Source organism: Pseudonocardia nantongensis, assembly GCF_046546495.1.
GTDB lineage: Bacteria > Actinomycetota > Actinomycetes > Mycobacteriales > Pseudonocardiaceae > Pseudonocardia > Pseudonocardia nantongensis.
In genome coordinates, this window is sequence record NZ_JBKGXT010000007.1 from 61,467 (window position 1) to 80,710 (window position 19,244).

Consider the following 19,244-nt stretch of genomic DNA (forward strand, 5'->3'; position numbering starts at 1 on the left):
TGCTGAGCGGCCGTACGGCTCCAGAACGCGAGGGGGCGCGCGCTGGTAGGTTGGAGCGTCGCGCCGTCAGACGGTGCGTACGTGTTCGCCCCCTCGGTGGAGGAAGCCCGCGCCGTGCCCGAACCCGCCCCGTCCGGCTCCGAGGCCGGTACCGCCTCCGCCGCCGACCGTGAGCTCGCCCGCGAGAAGTCCTATGTGGGCATGCTCTACGAGCAGCTCGAGGATCGCCGCCGGGACACCGCGAAGCGGCTGGCCGACACCCTGCGTGACGAGACGGTCGGTACCCCGCAGGCGCTGACCCAGCGTGACGCGGCCGCCGCGCTGCTCACCGACCGGCTGGCCGCCCTGCGCGCCGCCGAGCACGGTCTCGCGTTCGGCCGCCTCGACACCGACAGCGGGGAGACCCGCTACGTCGGCCGGATCGGGCTGCTCGACGAGCAGAACGAGTACGAGCCGCTGCTGATGGACTGGCGCGCCCCGGCGGCGCGCCCGTTCTACACCGCGACCGCGGCGAACCCGGAGGGGATGCGCCGGCGCCGGCACCTGCGGACCCGGCTGCGCGAGGTCGTCGCGATCGACGACGAGCCGCTCAACCTCGCCGAGATGGACGACGACGAGAAGGCCCGCGCCGGCTCCGGGCTGACCAGCGAGGCCGCGCTGCTGGCCGCGGTGTCCGAGGCACGGACCGGGCGGATGGGCGACATCGTCGCGACCATCCAGGGCGAGCAGGACCGGATCATCCGGTCCAAGCCGTCCGGGGTGCTGGTGGTGCAGGGCGGTCCCGGTACCGGCAAGACCGCGGTCGCCCTGCACCGCGCCGCGTACCTGCTCTACACCCACCGGGACCGGCTCGCCCGGCGCGGCGTGCTCGTCGTCGGGCCGAACCCGACGTTCCTGCGCTACATCGGGCAGGTGCTGCCGTCGCTGGGGGAGACCTCGGTGGTGCTCGGCACGGCCGCGCAGCTCTACCCCGGGCTGGACGCCCGGCGCGCGGAGGACCCGGCGACCGCGGAGCTCAAGGGGCGCGCGGAGATGGCTCCGGTCGTCACGGCGGCGGTGCGGGACCGCCAGCAGGTGCCGCGCAAGCCGATCGAGCTGGAGGTCGAGCAGCAGCTCGTGGTGCTGGACCGGGACACGGTCGCCCAGGCCCGGACCCGCGCCCGGCGCTCCCGCAAGCCGCACAACGAGGCCCGCCGGGTCTTCCGGAAGGAGTTGCTGCGGCTGCTGGCCGAGCAGGTCGCGCGCCGGGTCGGCGCCGAGCTGCTGGACCGCCGCGACGTCGACGACATCCGGGACGAGCTGTCGTCGTCGCCGGAGATCCAGAAGCACCTCGAGGAGTTCTGGCCGACGCTGTCGGCGGAGCAGCTGCTCACCGACCTGTTCGCCGACCGCAAGCGGCTCAACCAGGTCGCCCGCCGGATCCCCGCGGCGGAGCGCGTGCTGCTGGAGCGCCCCGCCCCGGACGCCGAGACCCCCTACGGCCTGCGATGGACCGCGGCCGACGTGGCCCTGCTGGACGAGGCCGCCGAGCTGCTCGGCGACGACGGCGCCGCGCAGGCCGCCGCCGAGGCGGCCGCGCTGCGCGAGGAGGTCGAGTACGCCCAGGGCGTGCTGGACGTGCTGGACCTGGAGGAGGACCTCGACCCGGAGCTGCTGCGCGCGACCGACATCATCGACGCCGACCGGCTGGCCGAGCGGATGCAGGTGCAGCGCTACGACTCCACGGCCGAGCGCGCCGCCGCGGACCGGGAGTGGACCTACGGCCACGTGATCGTCGACGAGGCGCAGGAGCTGTCCGCGATGGCCTGGCGGATGGTGATGCGCCGGGCGCCCGCCCGGTCCATGACCCTGGTCGGGGACATCGCGCAGACCGGTGACCGGGGTGGCGCGGGTTCCTGGGACGAGGTGCTCTCGCCGTTCGTGGCCCGCCGCTGGCGGCTGGAGCAGCTGACCGTGAACTACCGGACGCCCGCCGAGATCGCCGACGTCGCCGACGACGTGCTCGCCGAGATCGACCCGTCGCTGCAGCCGCCGTCGTCGGTGCGCTCGACCGGGGTGCCGCCCTGGGCGGCGGCACTGCCCACCGGCCGGGACCGGGACCGGGTACTGGCCGAGCGGGTCGCCGGCGAGCGCGATGCCGTCGGCGACGGCCGGACCGCGGTGCTCACGCCGTCCGCCCGGGTCGAGGAGCTGCGGGCCGCGCTCGCCGGGGCCGGCCTGGTCGGCACCGACGCCGACCGCGAGGACCTCGACGAGCGGGTGGTGGTGCTGCCGGTGACGGCGGCGAAGGGGCTCGAGTTCGACGCCGTGCTGGTCGTCGAGCCGCAGGAGATGCTCGACGAGTCGCCGCGTGGGCAGGGCGACCTCTACGTCGCGCTGACCCGGGCCACCCGGCGGCTCGGGGTGCTGCACTCGGGCGAGCTGCCGCCGGTGCTGAAGCGGATCGGCCGGCAGTAGCCCGGCCGGGCGGGCCGCCGCGGAACGGGTGGGTCAGCCGCGCAGCGGCGCCCCGGCCTCGTGCAGCGAGCGCACCGTCCGGACGTAGGAGTCGACCAGACCGGTGCGCAGGTACGGGACGTCGATCTCGGCGCAGTAGGCGGCCACGATCGGTTGGGCGCGGCGCAGGTTCGCCGAGGGCATGGCCGGGAACAGGTGGTGCTCGATCTGGTGGTTCAGCCCGCCGTAGGCGATGTCGACCAGCCGGCCGCCGGAGATGTTGCGCGAGGTCAGCACCTGGCGGCGGAGGAAGTCCTCCGGCTCGTCGCCGCTGCGCATCGGCATCCCCTTGTGGTTCGGGGCGAACGTGGCGCCCATGTAGAGGCCCCACAGCATCTGGTGGGCCAGCACGAACACCACGGCCTTGCCGAACGGCAGCACGCCGAACACCAGCGCCACGTAGAGCAGCACGTGGGCGATCAGCAGTGTCGCCTCGGTGCCCCGCCCGCGGGTGTCGCGGTCCAGGCAGGCGCGGAACCCGGCGTAGTGCAGGTAGAAGCCCTCCAGCAGCAGCGCCGGGAAGAACAGCCACGCCTGGTACCGGCCGAACCACCGCGTCAGGCCGCTGCTGGCACGGGCCTGATCGGGCGACCACACCAGCAGTTCCGGCTCGACGTCCGGATCCCGCTCGGCGTGGTTCGGGTTCGCGTGGTGCCGGGTGTGCTTGTCCATCCACCAGCTGTAGGACATGCCGATGCCGAGGTTGCCCAGGATCCGTCCGGCGATCATGGATGCGCGGCGGCCACGGAACACCTGGCGGTGCGCGACGTCGTGCGCGAGCAGGGCCACCTGCCCGGACACGACGGCCAGGAACGCGGCGACCGCGATCTGCCACCAGGAGTCGCCGAGTGCGACCACCCCGCACCACGCACCGAGGTAGCCCGCGGCCACCAGGGCGAACCGCAGCACGTAGTAGCCGGGCCGGCGATCGGTCAGGCCGGCGTCCGAGACGCGCCGGGCGAGGTCCGCGAAGTCGTTGCGGCTGACGGAGGTGGTCATGGTGCCGATGCTGGCCCGACGCCGGACGGCCGGGAAGCCGACGAGCACCCGGCCACAACCGGGGGCCTGCACCAGTGCCGTACCGGGTACGACCGCGGTCACGCCCTGGCCGCACCGGCACGGTACAGGTCCCGCAGCAGCGCGATCTCGGCGCCGTGGTGGAGGATCTCGCGGTGGATGTGCAGCACCAGCGTCGCCAGCGGCGCCTCGGCGTAGGGGCCCTCGGCGGGGCCGCACGGCCGGGACAGACCCACCGTGCCGAGCCCGGCGACGCCGTCCACCCAGCGGCGGTAGCCGTCGTCCAGCTGGGCCAGCGCCCCGGCGGCGGTGCCGGCGTAGTGGTGCGTGAAGTAGTCGGTCGCCGGGCCGCCGAAGTGGCTGTGCACCCGCATCCGGAACACCCCGACGATCAGGTGCCCGAGCCGCCAGGCGATCGTCGTGACCGGCGGCGGGTCGGGCTCGGGAAAGGCGAAGTCGATCACCAGGTCCCCGCCGCCCGCCCCGGGCGGGGTGGCCGAGGAGCCCCGGGGCCGCACGCTCCAGGTGCCCTCGACCGGTTCCCAGAAGTACTCGTCGTCGGTGAGGCCCTCCATGCGGGGGCGCAGGTGGCGCTCCCAGTGGAAGGTGAGCTGCTCGCGGAGCTCGAGGTTCCAGTCCATCGTGGTGCCAGGTCGCGTCATGCCGGGCAGGCTACGAGCCGATGCGGACGACCACGGTCCGCGACGCCGGGGCACCCGATCAGCGGCCGGGTCACCCCTCGGCGCCCTCGTGCACGACGGCGAGCACGTCGTCGCCGTAGCGGGCGAGCTTGCCCTCGCCGATCCCGGAGATGGTGCCCAGCGCGGCCCGGTCGCCCGGCGAGCGGGCCGCGATCTCGCGCAGCGTCGCGTCGTGGAAGATCACGTAGGCGGGCACGCCCTGTTCCTTCGCGGCGGCGGCGCGCCAGGCCCGCAGCCGTTCGAACACCGGGGCCGCGTCCGCGGACAGCTCGGCCACGGGCGCCTTGGAGCCGGACCGCGACCGGGAGCCGCGGGCGGCGCGCTCCGGCTCGGTGCGCAGGGTCAGCGGCTGCTCGCCGCGCATCACGGCCGGGGACTCGTCGGTGAACACCAGCGTCGAGTGCGCGCCGCCGACGGCCAGCAGCCGGCGCGCGACCAGCTGGCGGATCACGCTGCGCCACTGCGGCTCGGTCAGGTCGGAGCCGACGCCGAACACGGACAGCTCGTCGTGCGAGAACTGCTCGACCTTCGGGGTCCGCTTGCCGAGCAGGATGTCGATCACGTGCACCGCGCCGAAGCTCTGCCGGCGCTCGTTCTTGAGCCGCCAGACGGTGGAGAGCACCTTCTGCGCGGCCACCGTCCCGTCCCAGGACGACACCGGCGCCAGGCAGGTGTCGCAGTTGCCGCAGGCGGGCTTGCCGAGCTCCTGCCCGAAGTACCGCAGCAGCTGCGCCCGGCGGCACTCGGTGGTCTCGCAGAGCGCGAGCATCGCGTCCAGGTGCATCGCGAGCCGGCGCTTGTGCGCGGCGTCGCCCTCCGAGTCGTCGATCATCTTTCGCTGCTGGACGACGTCGGCCAGGCCGTAGGCCAGCCAGGCCGTCGACGGCTCGCCGTCCCGGCCGGCGCGGCCGGTCTCCTGGTAGTAACCCTCGACCGACTTCGGCAGGTCCAGGTGCGCGACGAACCGCACGTCGGGCTTGTCGATGCCCATCCCGAACGCGATCGTCGCGACCATCACGATCCCGTCCTCGCGCAGGAAGCGGGCCTGGTTGCGGCGGCGCAGCGAGGCGTCCAGGCCCGCGTGGTAGGGCAGCGCGGTGATCCCCTGGCCGCTGAGGAACTCGGCCGTCTGCTCCACCGACTTGCGGGACAGGCAGTAGACGATCCCGGCGTCCCCGGGGTGCTCGGAGCGCAGCAGATCCAGCAGCTGGCGGCGCGGTTCGTTCTTGGGCGCGATCCGGTACTGGATGTTCGGCCGGTCGAAGCTGGCGACGAAGTGCTTCGCCTCGGTCAGCTGCAGCCGCTCGGCGATCTCGGTGCGGGTGGCGTCGGTGGCGGTGGCGGTCAGCGCGATCCGCGGCACGTCCGGCCAGCGCGGGTGCAGCTCGGAGAGCAGCAGGTAGTCCGGCCGGAAGTCGTGGCCCCACTGCGCGACGCAGTGCGCCTCGTCGATCGCGAACAGCGCGATCGTGCCGCGTTCGAGCAGCCGGAGGCAGGACTCCACCCGCAGTCGTTCCGGGGCCAGGTAGAGCAGGTCCAGCTCGCCGGCCAGGAACCGCTGCTCGGTGAGCCGCCGCTCGTCGCCGTCCTGGGTTGAGTTGAGGAACCCGGCGCGCACGCCGAGCGCCTGCAGCGCGTCGACCTGGTCCTGCATCAGCGCGATCAGCGGGGAGATCACGACACCGGTGCCGGACCGGGCGAGCGCCGGGACCTGGTAGCACAGCGACTTCCCGCCACCGGTCGGCATCAGCACCAGCGCGTCACCGCCGCCGGTGACGTGCTCGACGACCGCCTGCTGGTCGCCGCGGAACCCGTCGTAGCCGAAGACCCGGCGCAGCACGCTGTGCGGATCCGGGTTCGGCGGGTCCGAGCTGCGGAACGACGGCGGCGGGGCGGCCTCGGAGGGGTCGGGGAGATCCTCGGGCGGCGGTTCGGCGCCGTGGTCGTCGTCCGGCTCGGGCGGGAGCGGGATCTCGTCCGGGTCGGCCACGGGGTCGATCGTACGAGTCGCCCACGTCCGGCCCCGCCGGGATCCCGCGGACCGGGACCGGTGTGCGGGCGGGGCTGCGCGCGAGCCCGTAGAGGTGTAGCAACACAGGAGGACCTCGGCGCGCCGCCCCGTACGCGCGCCCGGCACGCGGTAAGGAACCTCTCGTGGATCTCAAGATCGGATACAAGGCGTCGGCCGAGCAGTTCGGCCCGCGCGACCTCGTCGAGTACGCGGTACTCGCCGAGGAGGTGGGCCTGGACAGCGTCTGGGCCTCGGACCACTTCCTGCCCTGGCGGCACACCGGGGGACACGCCCCCGCGGCGTTGCCGTGGATGGCGGCGGTGGGGGAGCGGACGAACCGGGTGCAGATCGGCACGTCGGTGCTCACGCCGACGTTCCGCTACAACCCGGCGGTGCTGGCCCAGACGTTCGCGACGATGGCCCTGCTCACCGGGGATCGGATCGCCCTGGGCGCCGGCACCGGTGAGGCGCTGAACGAGGTCGCCGTCTCCGGGCGGGAGTGGCCGGAGTTCAAGGAGCGGTTCGCCCGGCTCCGCGAGTCGGTCCGGCTGATGCGCTCGCTGTGGACCGAGGACTCGGTGAGCGTCGAGGGCGACTACTACACGCTGGTCGACGCGACGATCTACGACAAGCCGGAGCGTCCGGTGCCGGTCTACATCGCGGCCGGCGGCCCGATGGTCGCCCGCTACGCCGGCCGCCACGGCGACGGCTTCATCTGCACCTCCGGCAAGGGGATGGAGCTCTACACCGACAAGCTCCTCCCAGGCGTCGAGGAGGGGGCGGCCAAGGAGGACCGGGACGCCGGCGGGATCGACAAGATGATCGAGATCAAGATCAGCTACGACCGCGACCCGGAGGCGGCACGGGAGAACTGCCGGTTCTGGGCGCCGCTCTCGCTCAGCGCCGAGCAGAAGAACTCGGTGGACTCGTCGCAGGAGATGGAGCGCCTGGCCGACGAGCTGCCGATCGAGCAGATCACGAAGCGCTGGATCGTCGCGTCCGACCCGGGTGAGGCGGTCGAGCAGATCCGGCCCTACCTCGACGCCGGGCTGAACCACCTGGTGGTGCACGGGCCCGGCAACGACCAGAAGCGGTTCCTCACCCAGTTCTCCGAGGACGTGCTTCCCGAGCTGCGGAAGCTGGGATGACGGCGGTGAGCGCGGTCGAGCGGGACGGCCGGGTCCTGCGCTGCCGGATCTCCACCGGACGGCACGGCGCGCTGGACGGCGAGCTGATGCGGGAGGTCACCGGGGCGCTCACGGCGCTGGCCGGGCAGGACCCGGCCGACCCCGACGGCGTCGGTGCGGTGCTCGTGCACGGCGACGGCGAGAACTTCTGCACCGGTGGCAACGTCCGGGACTTCGCCGCGGCACAGGACCGTGGCGCGTTCGTGCACGAGGTCGCCGAGATCTTCCACGGGTTGCAGCGCCCGCTGGTGAACAGCCCGGTGCCGACCGTCGCCGCGGTGCGCGGCTGGGCGGCCGGCGCGGGGATGAGCGTGGCGCTGGCCTGCGACCTCGCCGTCGGCGGGAGCTCGACCCGGATGCGGCCCGCCTACCCGGGCATCGGGTTCTCCCCGGACGGCGGCATGACCTGGATGCTCCCGCGCCTGGTCGGGGCCGCGCGGGCCAGGCGGATCCTGCTCACCGACGAGGTGCTCGACGCCGGCACGCTCGCCGAGCTGGGCCTGCTGACCGAGGTGGTGGACGACGACGCCGTCGCCGACGCGGCCGGAGCGCTCGCGGACCGGCTGGCCCAGGGCCCGACCGCGGCGCTGGGCCGGATCCGCGGCCTGCTCGGCCGGACCTGGGAGTCGAAGCTGGATTCCCAGCTCGACGCCGAGGCCGACTCGATCGCGACCTGCGCCGCCGGTCCCGAGGGCGTCGAAGGCCTGGCCGCCTTCGGCGAGAAGCGCCGCCCCCACTTCCACTGACCCCGACCCACACCCAACCCCGCGTTGCGGAGCCTCGACGCGACGGGACGGGTACGGGTCTCGCGTGAGGGCTCCACAACGCGAGGTGGGGTGAGGGTCAGCGGCCGCTGGCGGGGGCGCCGGCGGCGAGGCGGCGGCCGGGGCGGTGCCCGGCACGCGACCCGGGCATCCCGACGCCCCAGCGCTGGACCGGGCGGTGCAGGCCCGGGCCGAGCGGCCAGCCGGAGTCCAGCGGGGCGAGCAGCCGGTCGAGCTCGGAGTCCGCGGTCGCGCCGACGCTGTTGCGCAGCAGGCGCTGGAACTCCTCGTGCTCGGCCAGCGCGTCCGCGACGTGCCCGCCCGCGAGCAGCGCCTCGACCAGCGCCCGGCGGGACCGCTCCCGGCTCGGCGCGCCGCTGACGGCGCGGCGGGCGACGGCGACGGCGTCGTCGTGCCGGTCGGCGGCGGTCAGGGTGGCCGAGAGCCCCTCCATCGCGGAGAGCCGCAGCTGCCGGAACCGCTCGCGCTCGACCGCGATCCACGGTGCGGTCCAGGACGGCAGGACGTCCGCCTCGAGCAGCCGGGTCTCCGGGCAGCCGATCTCGCGGACGGTGACCAGCACGCTGTCGGTGCTGCCCGCGGAGAGCCCGCGGACCAGCAGCATCGCCTCGGCCAGGTCCACGGTCACCGCGTCGTCGAGGTGCAGCCGGCCGAGGTCGTCGGCGGCGAGCAGGCCGGGCACGTCGACGCCGGCGACGGCCTCGTCGAGCAGCCGGGCGGCCGGGGCCGGGTCGACGCCGGGCCACAGGTCGGCGGCCAGGGCCGCGGTCGGCTGCGGCCGGGGGTGCACGGCCAGGTAGGCGACCAGGCGCCGGGAGTCCACCGGCAGCGGGACCGGCTGGTCGCCGGTGCGCAGGCTGAAGGCACCGAGCACCCGGACGTGCGGGACGGGTGGTGCAGGGTGGGTGGGCGACTCACCGCTGGTCGAGCTGGATGCGCTGGATCGACAGTGATCGTCGGACATGCCGTTTCCCCGGGTCGATAGTTCGGTCCTGGCGTGCGTACGGGCCCGCTGACGGTCCGGCGCCGACCCGGCGCGCCACCCGGGCGGGAGGCCGCGGGACGCGGAGTGGGGCACGACGAAACCGCACCGGCACGGACGGCGAGCAGCGTCTCCGTGCGGTGTCCGGGGTCGAGGATAGCCGAGCCGGGCTCGCAGCGTCAGATGCGGGTCGGTTCCGGACCGGAACGGGTGTGAGATCCCGGTGAAGCGGGTCAGGCGTGGGCGAGCAGCCGCACGTGCGTGCCGTCCCCGGCCCGCCAGACGTGCAGGCTGTCGCAGAGCTGCCGGGCGATCCAGGTCCCGCGCCCGCGCGACTGCGACGGGTGTGGCGGCGCGAGCCCGATCAGCGGGAGCGTGATCGCTCCGGTGTCGTGCACCTCGCAGACCAGCTCGCCGGACCCGGTCCACACGGCCAGGCCGGCCTCCGGCGAACCGTGCTCGACGGCGTTGGTGGCGACCTCGTTCACCGCCTGCACCATGTCCTCGACGCGGACCCGGTCCAGCCGGGACGCCTGCGCGGCCTCCTCCACGGCGTCCCGGACCCGGGACAGCTCGAAGGTGTTGTAGCTCAGCTGCAGATCCGGCGGGCCGAGCAGGTGCGGCGGGGCGATCGCCATCCGGGCGAGCACCTCGGCGGGCGGGCGGTGCTCGGGATTGGGCAGCATCTCCTGCCCGCGCACCCGCAGCGGGTGGTTGGCCAGCGCGGCGTCCGCGATCGCGCCGTGCAGCGGGATCCGCGGGTAGGCGCAGATCTGGGTGATCGGGAGCCCGTCCAGCGAGATGTTGAGGGCTGCTTCGAGCTCGATCCAGAACCCGCCGTCGTCGCCGTCGAGCTCGGGGTCGTGCTCGGTGACCACGACCACCGGCCGCCCGGACGAGCACAGCGCGCGCAGCTCCCGCGCCCGCCAGGCGGCGACCGTCTGGCCGGACCCGCGGGCCGCGCGGGTGAGCGTGGTGAGCGTGCCCGCCCCGGCGCCGATCCCGCCCTGCTCGGCCCGGAACAGCTCCGCCGCCGGCTCGGAGACCGCCAGCGCGACCCGCGCGCCGGCGTCCTCGGCCGCGGCCGCGACGAACGGCATGGTCCGGGTGACGAGCTCGTCGGCGTCGTCGGCATGCACCAGGGCGTGTGCGAACCCGCGACGCGGCGCGGCGTTGATCTGCATCGGCGGGCTCCATCGGGCGGGAGGGAACCGGGTGGGGGAGAGGGCCCTCAGCCGGACCCGGGCGGGCGGTCGTCGAAGATCAGCTGGGGGGAGAACGCGGCGCCGCAGCGGTCCAGGATCCGCTGCACCCGGGGCCGGACGCGGTGCAGCACCAGGCGGTGCGTGGCCGGGAACCCCTCGGCCGCGTGCACCAGCGCGGTGGCGGTGGCGACGTCGACGAACCGGACCGAGGCCATGTCCAGCCCGATGTCGGTGGACCCCTCTGGGGAGCGCAGCGCGGCGTCCAGCGCCGCGTACAGCAGTGACGTGATCTTGGGTCGGTTGCTGTGGTCGACCTCGCCTGCGAGCCGCGCGTGCGCCGCGTCGAGGCGCACGATCCGCAGCAGGCCGTCGTCGTAGGCGCGGGCGGGCCGGATGTGGTCCCGGTGCAGGGCCTTCATGATCTCGATCTGCTCGGCCGGGAAGTGTGCCTGGTCGTAGGTGCACAGTGCGCTGAGGGTCTGCCGGTTCTCCCGGATCAGCCGGGCGAGCAGGCCGTCGTACTCGGGCAGCGTGGCCGACGCGCCCGGCGCCAGGGTGCCGTGCATCTGACCGGTCAGCCGCATGCCGGCCCAGCCGTCCTGCACCGAGCGCTCCACCTCGCCGCTGACCCCGGCGTGGATCTCGCGCAGCGAGAGCGCGAAGGTCTGCCGGGTGGCCTCCGGCGGGCGGATCTCGAGCTGGTTGCGGCGCAACGGCTCCTCGACGTCGACGCCGTCCTCGTCGAGCCGGCGGAGCAGCCGGTCCGCCGCGCCGTCGTCGTCGAAGTAGAGGATCTTCGAGCCACCGGTCAGCCCGCGGGCCACGAAGTCGGAGGCGAGCTCCCCGAGGTGCTCGGTGCTGTCCGGGATCGCGCACACGTGGTCGCCGGGCGAGATCTCGCCCGCCTGCTTGGTCACGTGTCACCTGCCGCGGCGGCCGCGCGGGCCTGCTGGGTCGACTGCCTGGTCGCCGACCACCGTACGGACGTCCCAACATCGTTCCCGACACCCGGACGCCGACCGGGCGCCGAACCGACCGTGACACGCGACGAGCGGCCCGCCACCGGCGGGGGTCGGGCTATCGGGGCGAGAGGTGCACGCCGTTCGGCGCAGGGTGACCAGGGCCGGACGGTCGGTAGCGAGATCCGGCGGAGCCGACTCGACGGGCGAGCCGGGCGGGCGACGACTGATGACCAAGTCGCGTCATCCGCACGGGTTCCCTGCGTTCACCCGGGATCCGATCCCGTGTGAACGACGAAACCCCGTGCGAATGTGCGCGGTCTCGTGCCGGATGGTGCGGGTGGTTCAGCGGGTGGTGACCGCCACCGACGTCGCGGCGCTGCCCTGGATCGTCTGGAGCACGACGCAGTAGCGCTCGGTCAGCTTGATCAAGGTGTCGATCTTGTCCTGCTCGGCGTCACCGGTGTCCAGGTCGAAGGTCAGGCGGATGTCGCGGAACCCGACCGGGGCGTCCTTGGCGACACCGAGCGTGCCGCGGAAGTCGAGGTCGCCCTCGGCCCGGACGCTGCCCGAGACCGGCAGCTCCAGCGAGGTGGCGACGGCCCGAAGGGTCACCCCGGCGCAGGCGACGAGTGCCTCGAGGAGCATGTCGCCCGAGCACAGCTGGGTGCCGTCGCCGCCGGTGGCCGGGTGCAGGCCGGCCTCTGCCATGGCCTGCCCGGTGCTCACCTTGCACGCGACGCCGGAACCGTCCAGCTCGCCGTCCGCCTTCAAGGTGACGACGGCCGACTCCGGGTCGTCGGAGTACTGCTGCTTGAGCGGGGCCTGCTTGTCCCGCAGTGCGGCTGTGTTCGTGTCGGTCGCTGTGTTCGTGTCGGTCACGGCCCCATCCTCACCCCGCGACGGCGTCGAGCACACCCCGGGCGCCGGGTTAGGCTGCCCGGGTGGGCGGCGGCGAGGACGTGACGAGGCCCGTCCGCGGCACCGGGAGTGCGGCCCGGGAGACCGTCCGGGACGCGAAGGACACCGTGCGCGACACGGTGCGGGACGCCGCCCGGGACGTCGCGGGCCCGCCCACCGGCGACGACCGGGTGCTCACGGTGCCGAACGCGCTGAGCATGCTGCGGCTGCTCGGAGTGCCGCTGTTCCTCTGGCTGATGCTCGGGCCGGAGGCCGATGCCTGGGCCGTAACGGTGCTGGCGATCGGCGGGTTCACCGACTGGCTGGACGGCAAGCTCGCCCGGGTGCTGAACCAGTACAGCCGGTTCGGCGAGATGCTCGACCCGGCGGTGGACCGGCTCTACATCCTGGCCGCGCTGGTCGGGCTGGCGTTCCGGGAGATCGTGCCGTGGTGGGTGGTGGCCGTTCTGGTCGGCCGTGACGTCGTCCTGGCGATCTGCGTCTTCGTCCTGCGCCGCCGCGGCTACGGCCCGTTCGAGGTCGCCTACCTCGGCAAGGCCGCGACCTTCGTCCTGCTCTACGCGTTCCCGCTGCTGCTGCTCGGCGACGGGCCCGCGACCGGCGAGGCGGTGGTGCGAGTGATCGCGCACGCGTTCGCCGTCTGGGGGGTGGCGCTCTACCTGTGGAGCGGGCTGCTCTACCTGGCCCAGTTCGGCCGCGCGATGCGTCGTCCGACCGGTCCGGCCGCCCCGGCGTGGACCCCTTCCGATCATCCGCGCGAGGGGTACTAGGCTCGCCGCGTGAGCTCGGAGATTCCGTCGGACCTGATCTACACCGAAGCGCACGAGTGGGTGCGCGAGACCGGGGACGGGGTGGTGCGGATCGGCATCACCGACCATGCCCAGTCCCAGCTCGGGGACGTGGTGTTCGTCCAACTCCCGACGGTCGGCGACACCGTCGGCGTGGGGGACGCGATGGGCGAGGTCGAGTCGACCAAGTCGGTCTCGGACATCTACGCCCCGGTCGCCGGCGAGGTCGTCGCGGTGAACGAGGCGCTCGAGGCCAACCCCGAGCTGATCAATTCGGCGCCGTACGAGGAGGGTTGGATCGTCGGGATCAAGCTGGCCGACGGCGCCGCCCTCGACGGCCTGCTCGACGCCGAGGCCTACCGCCAGTTGGCCGACGGCTCCTGACCCCCGGACCGCCCGTCGCACCGCGCCGGGACCGGCGGTGCCCTCCGTATCGCCGGGCCGTCCCTCCGGGTAGTTTCATCTCCCCGGTACCGCGACACCGGCCCACGAACCCTCACCGCCCGGACGCCGTCCGGGGCCGCGTCCGACAGGAGGAGACCTCGAGGTGACCACGAACGACCCGCGCGACGTGCCCCCGGAGCGCGCACCGGAGACCACCTCGGTCTTCCGGGCGGACTTCCTCGCCGACGTCGAGCAGCCCGCCCAGGACCCGCAGGTGTCCGGCGTCGACGGGCTGCCCGCCGGGTCGGCCCTGCTGGTCGTCCGGCGTGGTCCGAACGCCGGCTCGCGCTTCCTGCTGGACGTGCCGACCACCAGCGCGGGCCGGCACCCGGACAGCGACATCTTCCTCGACGACGTCACCGTCTCCCGGCGGCACGCGGAGTTCCGCCGGGATGCCGGCGAGTTCGTGGTGGTCGACGTGGGCAGCCTGAACGGCACCTACGTCAACCGCGAGCCGGTGGACACCGCGGTGCTGGCCAACGGCGACGAGGTGCAGATCGGCAAGTTCCGGCTGGTCTTCCTGACCGGGCCGCGCGAGCCCGGCGTCCCGGGCTGACCAGGGCGGCCGGGGAGCTCCGCGCCCACTTGTCGAGCCGACACGCCGCCGGAGACGGCGGTGTGACGATCGTCGAACGGACGCGGTCACTCCCCGTCCGGAGGCGGGCGTGTGGGCCGCCTCCCGTGTAGCGTCGGAACGTGTCGGTGGCGGGAGCGAGCGTGACCACCCAGACCAGGGCGAGCAAGGCGATCAGGACGGCCGGGAGCGAGGCTCGAGTGGCCCCGCCCGTGCCGGCCGACAGGCCCGACAGGGCCGGGGAGGCGGGCTGATGAGCGAGATGCGCGTCGTGGGCGTCCGGGTCGAACTCCCGGCGAACCAGCCGATCCTGTTGCTCCGCGAGACCAGCGGCGACCGCTACCTCCCGATCTGGATCGGGTCGGTGGAGGCCACCGCGATCGCGTTGGAGCAGCAGGGTGTGAAGCCGGCCCGCCCGCTGACCCACGACCTCCTGAAGGACGTGATCGGGGCACTGGGCCGGCGTCTCGAGCAGGTGCGGGTGACCGACCTGCAGGAGGGCACCTTCTACGCCGAGCTGATCTTCGACGGCGGCGTGACGGTGTCCGCGCGGCCGAGCGACTCGATCGCACTCGCGCTGCGGACCGGGGTGCCGGTGCACGCCGACGAGAGCGTGCTGGCCGAGGCCGGCCTGGTCATCCCGGACGAGCAGGAGGACGAGGTCGAGAAGTTCCGCGAGTTCCTCGACTCCGTCTCGCCGGAGGACTTCCGCGGGGCCCAGCCGGGCTGACCCGTCAGCCACCCACGCGCCCGGCGCGCGTTCCCGCCGCCCGGCGACGTCAGAGGCCGTTCGGCGCGATCACGCGTGTCCCGGGTGCGGGGTTGGGCGCCGTCCGGTACGTCGGGGTCGGCGAGCCGCGTTGACCGGCCCGCCGGGCAGGCATACCGTCGTCTCCACTGATGACAGCCGTGGAGTTCCACCGGCGTGGTATGCCGCGCGGGACGAGGCGGTTCGGCCGAGGCGAGGGAGACCGCGCGGTGCAGACACCACCCGAGGGGCCGGGACAGGGAGAGCTGTTCCCGGATCCGCTCGTCGGTGATGGGCTGGAGGGGGTGGCGGACGCCCTGGTCGGCTTCCGCGGCCCCACCGCCTGCCAGGTCGTCGGGATCACCTACCGGCAGCTGGACTACTGGGCCCGGACCGGGCTCGTCGCACCGTCGATCCGGAACGCCGCCGGGAGCGGCAGCCAGCGGCTGTACTCCTTCAAGGACATGCTCGTCCTGAAGATCGTGAAGCGGCTGCTGGACGCCGGGGTGTCGCTGCAGAACATCCGGATCGCCGTCGAGCACCTGCGGCGCCGCGGGATCCGGGACCTGGCCGGTATCACCCTGTTCTCGGACGGCACCACGGTGTACGAGTGCACCTCCCCGGAGGAGGTCGTGGACCTGCTGCAGGGCGGCCAGGGCGTGTTCGGGATCGCCGTCTCCGGCGCGATGCGCGAGATCAGCGGTGTGATCAAGGACTTCCCCGCCGAGCGCGCCGACGGCGGCACCGTCGAGGACGCCCCCGAGGACGAGCTCTCCCGCCGCCGCGCCCGGCGCGCCATCTCCTGACCGACGCCGCCGGGCGTCGTCCCGGACCCGCACGTCACGCGGCGGCGCGGAACGGGTCGTGCTCGGCGAGGAGCTTCTCCATCCTGGCCTGGTCGACCCGGTTGACCACGGTCAGGCTCTCCTGCTTGTCCCGGACGCACTTGGCCAGGGTGAACGCCGAGGTGATCGCGTACAGGACGGCGATCGCCAGGAACGCCTTCACCCACCCGTCGACCGGGAGGTAGACCGTCCCGATGACGACGGCGGCCAGCGACACGCCGAAGGACAGGACCGCCTGCATGTGGAACGCGGCGGTGGTGGCCGGCGTCGTGGTGCTGCTGTTGTTCGACATGACCGGAAGTCTGGCGGGCGGATTTCGGCCCGCGTGCCGTGGAACTACGCAGCTCGACCGGTACCCTGTCCCCGGTAGTCGTTGATTCCGCACGGGAGAGTCCCGGTGACAACGGCCGGGCGCCGAAGGAGCAAATCCCTTCCCGGAACCTCTCAGGCACCCAGGACCGTGCGGCGCAGACGCCTCTGGAAAGCGACGGACCACCACGGGGAGTCCGTCCGCCGACGGGGAAAGCCTGAAGCCTCGGGTGAATCTCTCAGGCGCCCGGGTGCGGGCACGGACAGAGGGGAGGGGCCTGACCGCCCACCCCGCCCTGCCCTGGAGGCGCCATGAGCCCGACCCCGCAGGACGCCCGACCCACCCTCTCCGAGCTGGAGACTGGGGTGCCGTTCGCCGACCGGCACGTCGGCCCACGCCCGGACGAGCTGGCGAGCATGCTCGACGCGCTCGGCATCGACTCCCTCGAGACGCTCGCCGCCCGCGCGTTGCCGGACAGCATCCGCGACGCCGAGCCGGTCGACTCCACGCTGCCGGCCCCGGTCGGTGAGGCCGAGATGCTCGACGAGCTGCGGTCGCTGTCGGAGCGGAACACCGTCACCGTCCCGATGATCGGACTCGGCTACCACGGCACCCGCACGCCGTCGGTGATCCGGCGCAACGTGCTGGAGAACCCGGCCTGGTACACCGCGTACACGCCCTACCAGCCGGAGATCAGCCAGGGACGGCTGGAGGCGTTGCTGGCCTTCCAGACGATGGTGGCCGACCTGACCGGGCTGGACGTCGCCGGCGCGTCGCTGCTCGACGAGGCCACCGCGGCCGGCGAGGCGATGACCCTGCTGCGCCGGTCCGGGCGCTCGAAGAGCCCCCGGTTCGTCGTCGACGCCGACACGCTGCCGCAGACCCTGGACGTGCTGCGCACCCGGGCCGAGCCGCTGGGCATCGAGCTCGTGGTCACCGACCTCTCCGGCGGGCTCCCGGACGGCGAGTTCTTCGGGGTGCTGCTGTCCTACCCGGGCGCCTCGGGCCGGATCGCCGACCCGTCGTCGCTGATCGCGGACGCGCACGAGCGCGGTGCCCTGGTCGCCGTGGCCGCCGACCTGCTGGCGCTGACGCTGCTCACCCCGCCCGGTGAGTTCGGCGCGGACGCCGCGGTCGGGTCCACCCAGCGGTTCGGCGTACCGCTCGGCTTCGGCGGCCCGCACGCCGCGTACCTGTCCGTCGGGCAGCGGCACGCCCGCCAGCTCCCGGGCCGGCTGGTCGGGGTCTCCCGGGACGCCGACGGCAACTACGCGCTGCGGCTGGCGCTACAGACCCGCGAGCAGCACATCCGCCGGGAGAAGGCGACCTCCAACATCTGCACCGCGCAGGTGCTGCTGGCCGTGATGGCCGCGTGCTACGCGGTGCACCACGGTCCGGAGGGCCTGCACGGGATCGCGCGGCGCACGCACCGGATGGCGGCGGTGCTGGCCGCCGGGCTGCGGGCCGGCGGCGTGCAGGTCGTGCACGAGCACTTCTTCGACACGCTCGCGCTGCGCGTGCCCGGCCGGGCCGACGCCGTCGTCTCCGCCGCGCACGACGCCGGGATCGCGCTGCGCCGGATCTCCGACGACGAGGTCGGCGTGTCGACCTCGGAGATCACCACCGTGGCGCACCTGCAGGCGGTGTGGGCGGCGTTCGGGGTGGACGCGCCCGACGTCGCGGAGCTGGACTCCGCGACCGGTGACGCCCTGCCGTCGTCACTCGGACGGACCAGCGGGTACCTGAGCCACCCGATGTTCCACGAGTACCGGTCGGAGACCGCGCTGATGCGCTGGCTGCGCCGGCTCGCCGACGCCGACCTGGCGCTGGACCGCGCGATGATCCCGCTCGGCTCCTGCACGATGAAGCTCAACGCCGCCGCCGAGATGGAGGCGGTGACCTGGCCGCAGTTCGCCGACCTGCACCCGTTCGCGCCGGAGTCCGACACCGCAGGCTCCCGGGAGCTGATCGACCAGCTGGAGCGCTGGCTGGCCGAGCTGACCGGTTACCACGCGGTGTCGCTGCAGCCGAACGCGGGCAGCCAGGGCGAGCTGTCCGGCCTGCTGGCGATCGCCGCCTACCACCGCTCCCGGGGCGAGGACGAGCGCGACGTCTGCCTGATCCCGGCGTCCGCACACGGCACCAACGCCGCCTCGGCGATCATGGCCGGGATGCGGGTGGTCGTGGTCGGCACCGACCCTCGTGGCAACGTCGACCTCGACGACCTGCGCGCGAAGATCGCCGAGCGCGGCTCCCGGCTGGCCGCACTGATGATCACCTACCCGTCCACGCACGGCGTCTACGAGGCGCAGGTGCGGGAGGTCTGCGGCGCCGTGCACGACGCAGGCGGGCAGGTCTACGTGGACGGCGCGAACCTGAACGCGCTGGTCGGGGTGGCCCGGCCGGGGGTGTTCGGCGGCGACGTCAGCCACCTGAACCTGCACAAGACGTTCTGCATCCCGCACGGCGGCGGCGGGCCCGGCGTCGGGCCGGTCGCGGTGGCCGAGCACCTGGCGCCGTTCCTGCCCGGCCGGACCCCACGCGGCGAGGGCGGGGTGGGGCCGGTGTCCGCGGCCCCGTACGGCTCGCCGGGCGTGCTGCCGATCTCCTGGGCGTACATCCGGATGATGGGCGTGGACGGGATGCGCCGCGCCACCCTCACCGCGGTCGCGGCGGCGAACTACGTCGCGCGGCGGCTGGGCGAGCACTTCCCGGTGCTCTACTCGGGCGCCGACGGGTCGGTCGCCCACGAGTGCATCCTCGACCTGCGGAAGATCACCAAGGACACCGGGGTGACCGTCGACGACGTCGCCAAGCGGCTGATCGACCACGGCATCCACGCGCCGACCATGTCGTTCCCGGTGGCCGGGACGTTGATGGTGGAGCCGACCGAGTCCGAGGACCTGCCGGAGATCGAGCGCTTCGTGCAGGCGATGATCGCGATCCGCCGGGAGATCGACCGGGTCGCGGCCGGGGAGTGGCCCGCGGACGACAACCCGCTGCGCAACGCCCCGCACACGGCCGCCTGCCTGGCCGACGACAAGTGGGAGCACCCGTACCCGCGGGAGCTGGCGGCCTACCCGACCGGGGCGGTGCCCGGGGTGCACGACCGCAAGGTGTGGCCGCCGGTGCGCCGGATCGACGGCGCGCACGGCGACCGGAACCTGGTCTGCTCCTGCCCGCCGCCGGAGGCGTTCGCCTGATCCACCGCCCGCCCCACCGGATCTCCCCCCACCGGGTCCGGTGGGGCTGCCCGGGCGGGGGATCATGG

The 19,244-nt window shown here is 73.8% G+C and carries 17 protein-coding genes and 2 riboswitches; of the genes, 9 read left to right on the forward strand and 8 right to left on the reverse strand.

What is annotated here, in order from left to right; translation table 11 throughout:
• The first annotated feature begins 201 nt into the window (after window positions 1-201).
• On the forward strand, window positions 202-2,457 hold the full coding sequence (locus ACLFMI_RS09435) for a HelD family protein (protein WP_410947543.1): 2,256 nt from the start codon (window positions 202-204) through the stop codon (window positions 2,455-2,457).
• 33 nt (window positions 2,458-2,490) lie between these two features.
• Here the strand turns inward: ACLFMI_RS09435 and ACLFMI_RS09440 are convergent, their stop codons facing one another.
• From ACLFMI_RS09440 to recQ, 3 genes are all read right to left on the reverse strand, one after another.
• Entirely contained in the window at window positions 2,491-3,495 is a 1,005-nt protein-coding gene (locus tag ACLFMI_RS09440) for a fatty acid desaturase family protein (protein ID WP_410947381.1), read from the reverse strand.
• A gap of 98 nt (window positions 3,496-3,593) precedes the next feature.
• Window positions 3,594-4,175 (reverse strand): DinB family protein, encoded by a 582-nt coding sequence (locus ACLFMI_RS09445; protein WP_410947382.1) that lies wholly within the window; start codon window positions 4,173-4,175, stop codon window positions 3,594-3,596.
• Window positions 4,176-4,245: 70 nt separating this feature from the next.
• Window positions 4,246-6,054, reverse strand: coding sequence for a DNA helicase RecQ (recQ, locus tag ACLFMI_RS09450; protein ID WP_410947544.1), 1,809 nt, complete (start codon window positions 6,052-6,054; stop codon window positions 4,246-4,248).
• Window positions 6,055-6,368: 314 nt separating this feature from the next.
• On the opposite strand from recQ, the gene fgd reads away from it, so the two are divergent.
• Both fgd and ACLFMI_RS09460 read left to right on the forward strand, forming a co-directional pair.
• Window positions 6,369-7,373, forward strand: coding sequence for a glucose-6-phosphate dehydrogenase (coenzyme-F420) (gene fgd / locus ACLFMI_RS09455; RefSeq protein ID WP_410947383.1), 1,005 nt, complete (start codon window positions 6,369-6,371; stop codon window positions 7,371-7,373).
• Complete coding sequence (locus ACLFMI_RS09460; RefSeq protein ID WP_410947384.1) at window positions 7,370-8,158, forward strand: enoyl-CoA hydratase/isomerase family protein; 789 nt, start codon at window positions 7,370-7,372, stop codon at window positions 8,156-8,158. The genes fgd and ACLFMI_RS09460 overlap by 4 nt, the downstream gene beginning before the upstream one ends.
• 97 nt (window positions 8,159-8,255) lie before the next feature.
• On the opposite strand, the gene ACLFMI_RS09465 is transcribed toward ACLFMI_RS09460, so the two are convergent.
• The 4 genes from ACLFMI_RS09465 to ACLFMI_RS09480 form a co-directional block, all read right to left on the reverse strand.
• Window positions 8,256-9,161: an AfsR/SARP family transcriptional regulator gene (locus ACLFMI_RS09465; protein WP_410947385.1), complete on the reverse strand. Its 906-nt coding sequence runs from the start codon at window positions 9,159-9,161 to the stop codon at window positions 8,256-8,258.
• Window positions 9,162-9,412: 251 nt separating this feature from the next.
• Window positions 9,413-10,363 carry an ATP-binding protein gene (locus ACLFMI_RS09470; protein ID WP_410947386.1) on the reverse strand — a complete coding sequence of 317 codons (951 nt, stop codon included), beginning with the start codon at window positions 10,361-10,363 and terminating at the stop codon, window positions 9,413-9,415.
• Window positions 10,364-10,410: 47 nt separating this feature from the next.
• Window positions 10,411-11,301 (reverse strand): MEDS domain-containing protein, encoded by an 891-nt coding sequence (locus ACLFMI_RS09475; RefSeq protein WP_410947387.1) that lies wholly within the window; start codon window positions 11,299-11,301, stop codon window positions 10,411-10,413.
• 387 nt (window positions 11,302-11,688) lie between these two features.
• Window positions 11,689-12,225: an OsmC family protein gene (locus ACLFMI_RS09480; protein WP_410947388.1), complete on the reverse strand. Its 537-nt coding sequence runs from the start codon at window positions 12,223-12,225 to the stop codon at window positions 11,689-11,691.
• 80 nt (window positions 12,226-12,305) lie between these two features.
• Between ACLFMI_RS09480 and ACLFMI_RS09485 the strand changes: the two genes are divergently transcribed.
• The 5 genes from ACLFMI_RS09485 to ACLFMI_RS09505 all read left to right on the forward strand — a co-directional run bounded on the left by ACLFMI_RS09485 (window position 12,306) and on the right by ACLFMI_RS09505 (window position 15,624).
• Window positions 12,306-13,034 carry a CDP-alcohol phosphatidyltransferase family protein gene (locus tag ACLFMI_RS09485; protein ID WP_410947389.1) on the forward strand — a complete coding sequence of 243 codons (729 nt, stop codon included), beginning with the start codon at window positions 12,306-12,308 and terminating at the stop codon, window positions 13,032-13,034.
• Between the two features lie 9 nt (window positions 13,035-13,043).
• Window positions 13,044-13,436 carry a glycine cleavage system protein GcvH gene (gene gcvH / locus ACLFMI_RS09490; RefSeq protein WP_410947390.1) on the forward strand — a complete coding sequence of 131 codons (393 nt, stop codon included), beginning with the start codon at window positions 13,044-13,046 and terminating at the stop codon, window positions 13,434-13,436.
• A gap of 163 nt (window positions 13,437-13,599) precedes the next feature.
• Window positions 13,600-14,052 (forward strand): glycogen accumulation regulator GarA, encoded by a 453-nt coding sequence (gene garA, locus ACLFMI_RS09495; protein ID WP_410947391.1) that lies wholly within the window; start codon window positions 13,600-13,602, stop codon window positions 14,050-14,052.
• Window positions 14,053-14,323: 271 nt separating this feature from the next.
• Entirely contained in the window at window positions 14,324-14,800 is a 477-nt protein-coding gene (locus ACLFMI_RS09500) for a bifunctional nuclease family protein (protein WP_410947392.1), read from the forward strand.
• A 200-nt stretch (window positions 14,801-15,000) separates the two neighbouring features.
• Window positions 15,001-15,624, forward strand: coding sequence for a MerR family transcriptional regulator (locus tag ACLFMI_RS09505; protein ID WP_410947545.1), 624 nt, complete (start codon window positions 15,001-15,003; stop codon window positions 15,622-15,624).
• A 34-nt stretch (window positions 15,625-15,658) separates the two neighbouring features.
• Here ACLFMI_RS09505 and ACLFMI_RS09510 read toward each other — a convergent pair whose 3' ends face one another.
• Window positions 15,659-15,955, reverse strand: coding sequence for a YiaA/YiaB family inner membrane protein (locus ACLFMI_RS09510; RefSeq protein ID WP_410947393.1), 297 nt, complete (start codon window positions 15,953-15,955; stop codon window positions 15,659-15,661).
• Between the two features lie 82 nt (window positions 15,956-16,037).
• Window positions 16,038-16,134: riboswitch (glycine riboswitch) on the forward strand.
• A riboswitch (glycine riboswitch) is annotated at window positions 16,135-16,249 on the forward strand.
• 35 nt (window positions 16,250-16,284) lie between these two features.
• Here ACLFMI_RS09510 and gcvP point away from each other — a divergent pair.
• Window positions 16,285-19,176, forward strand: a complete 2,892-nt coding sequence (gcvP, locus tag ACLFMI_RS09515) for an aminomethyl-transferring glycine dehydrogenase (protein WP_410947394.1) — start codon at window positions 16,285-16,287, stop codon at window positions 19,174-19,176.
• Window positions 19,177-19,244: the final 68 nt, after the last annotated feature.

Bases quoted from the DNA above. Each gene is read 5' to 3' on its own strand.
- ACLFMI_RS09510 (WP_410947393.1), bottom strand. From the start codon at position 15,955: ATGTCGAACAACAGCAGCACCACGACGCCGGCCACCACCGCCGCGTTC.
- ACLFMI_RS09435 (WP_410947543.1), top strand. From the start codon at position 202: ATGCTCTACGAGCAGCTCGAGGATCGCCGCCGGGACACCGCGAAGCGG.
- ACLFMI_RS09445 (WP_410947382.1), bottom strand. From the start codon at position 4,175: ATGACGCGACCTGGCACCACGATGGACTGGAACCTCGAGCTCCGCGAG.
- ACLFMI_RS09440 (WP_410947381.1), bottom strand. From the start codon at position 3,495: ATGACCACCTCCGTCAGCCGCAACGACTTCGCGGACCTCGCCCGGCGC.
- ACLFMI_RS09460 (WP_410947384.1), top strand. From the start codon at position 7,370: ATGACGGCGGTGAGCGCGGTCGAGCGGGACGGCCGGGTCCTGCGCTGC.
- ACLFMI_RS09500 (WP_410947392.1), top strand. From the start codon at position 14,324: ATGAGCGAGATGCGCGTCGTGGGCGTCCGGGTCGAACTCCCGGCGAAC.
- ACLFMI_RS09465 (WP_410947385.1), bottom strand. From the start codon at position 9,161: ATGTCCGACGATCACTGTCGATCCAGCGCATCCAGCTCGACCAGCGGT.
- ACLFMI_RS09505 (WP_410947545.1), top strand. From the start codon at position 15,001: ATGCCGCGCGGGACGAGGCGGTTCGGCCGAGGCGAGGGAGACCGCGCG.
- gcvP (WP_410947394.1), top strand. From the start codon at position 16,285: ATGAGCCCGACCCCGCAGGACGCCCGACCCACCCTCTCCGAGCTGGAG.
- ACLFMI_RS09470 (WP_410947386.1), bottom strand. From the start codon at position 10,363: ATGCAGATCAACGCCGCGCCGCGTCGCGGGTTCGCACACGCCCTGGTG.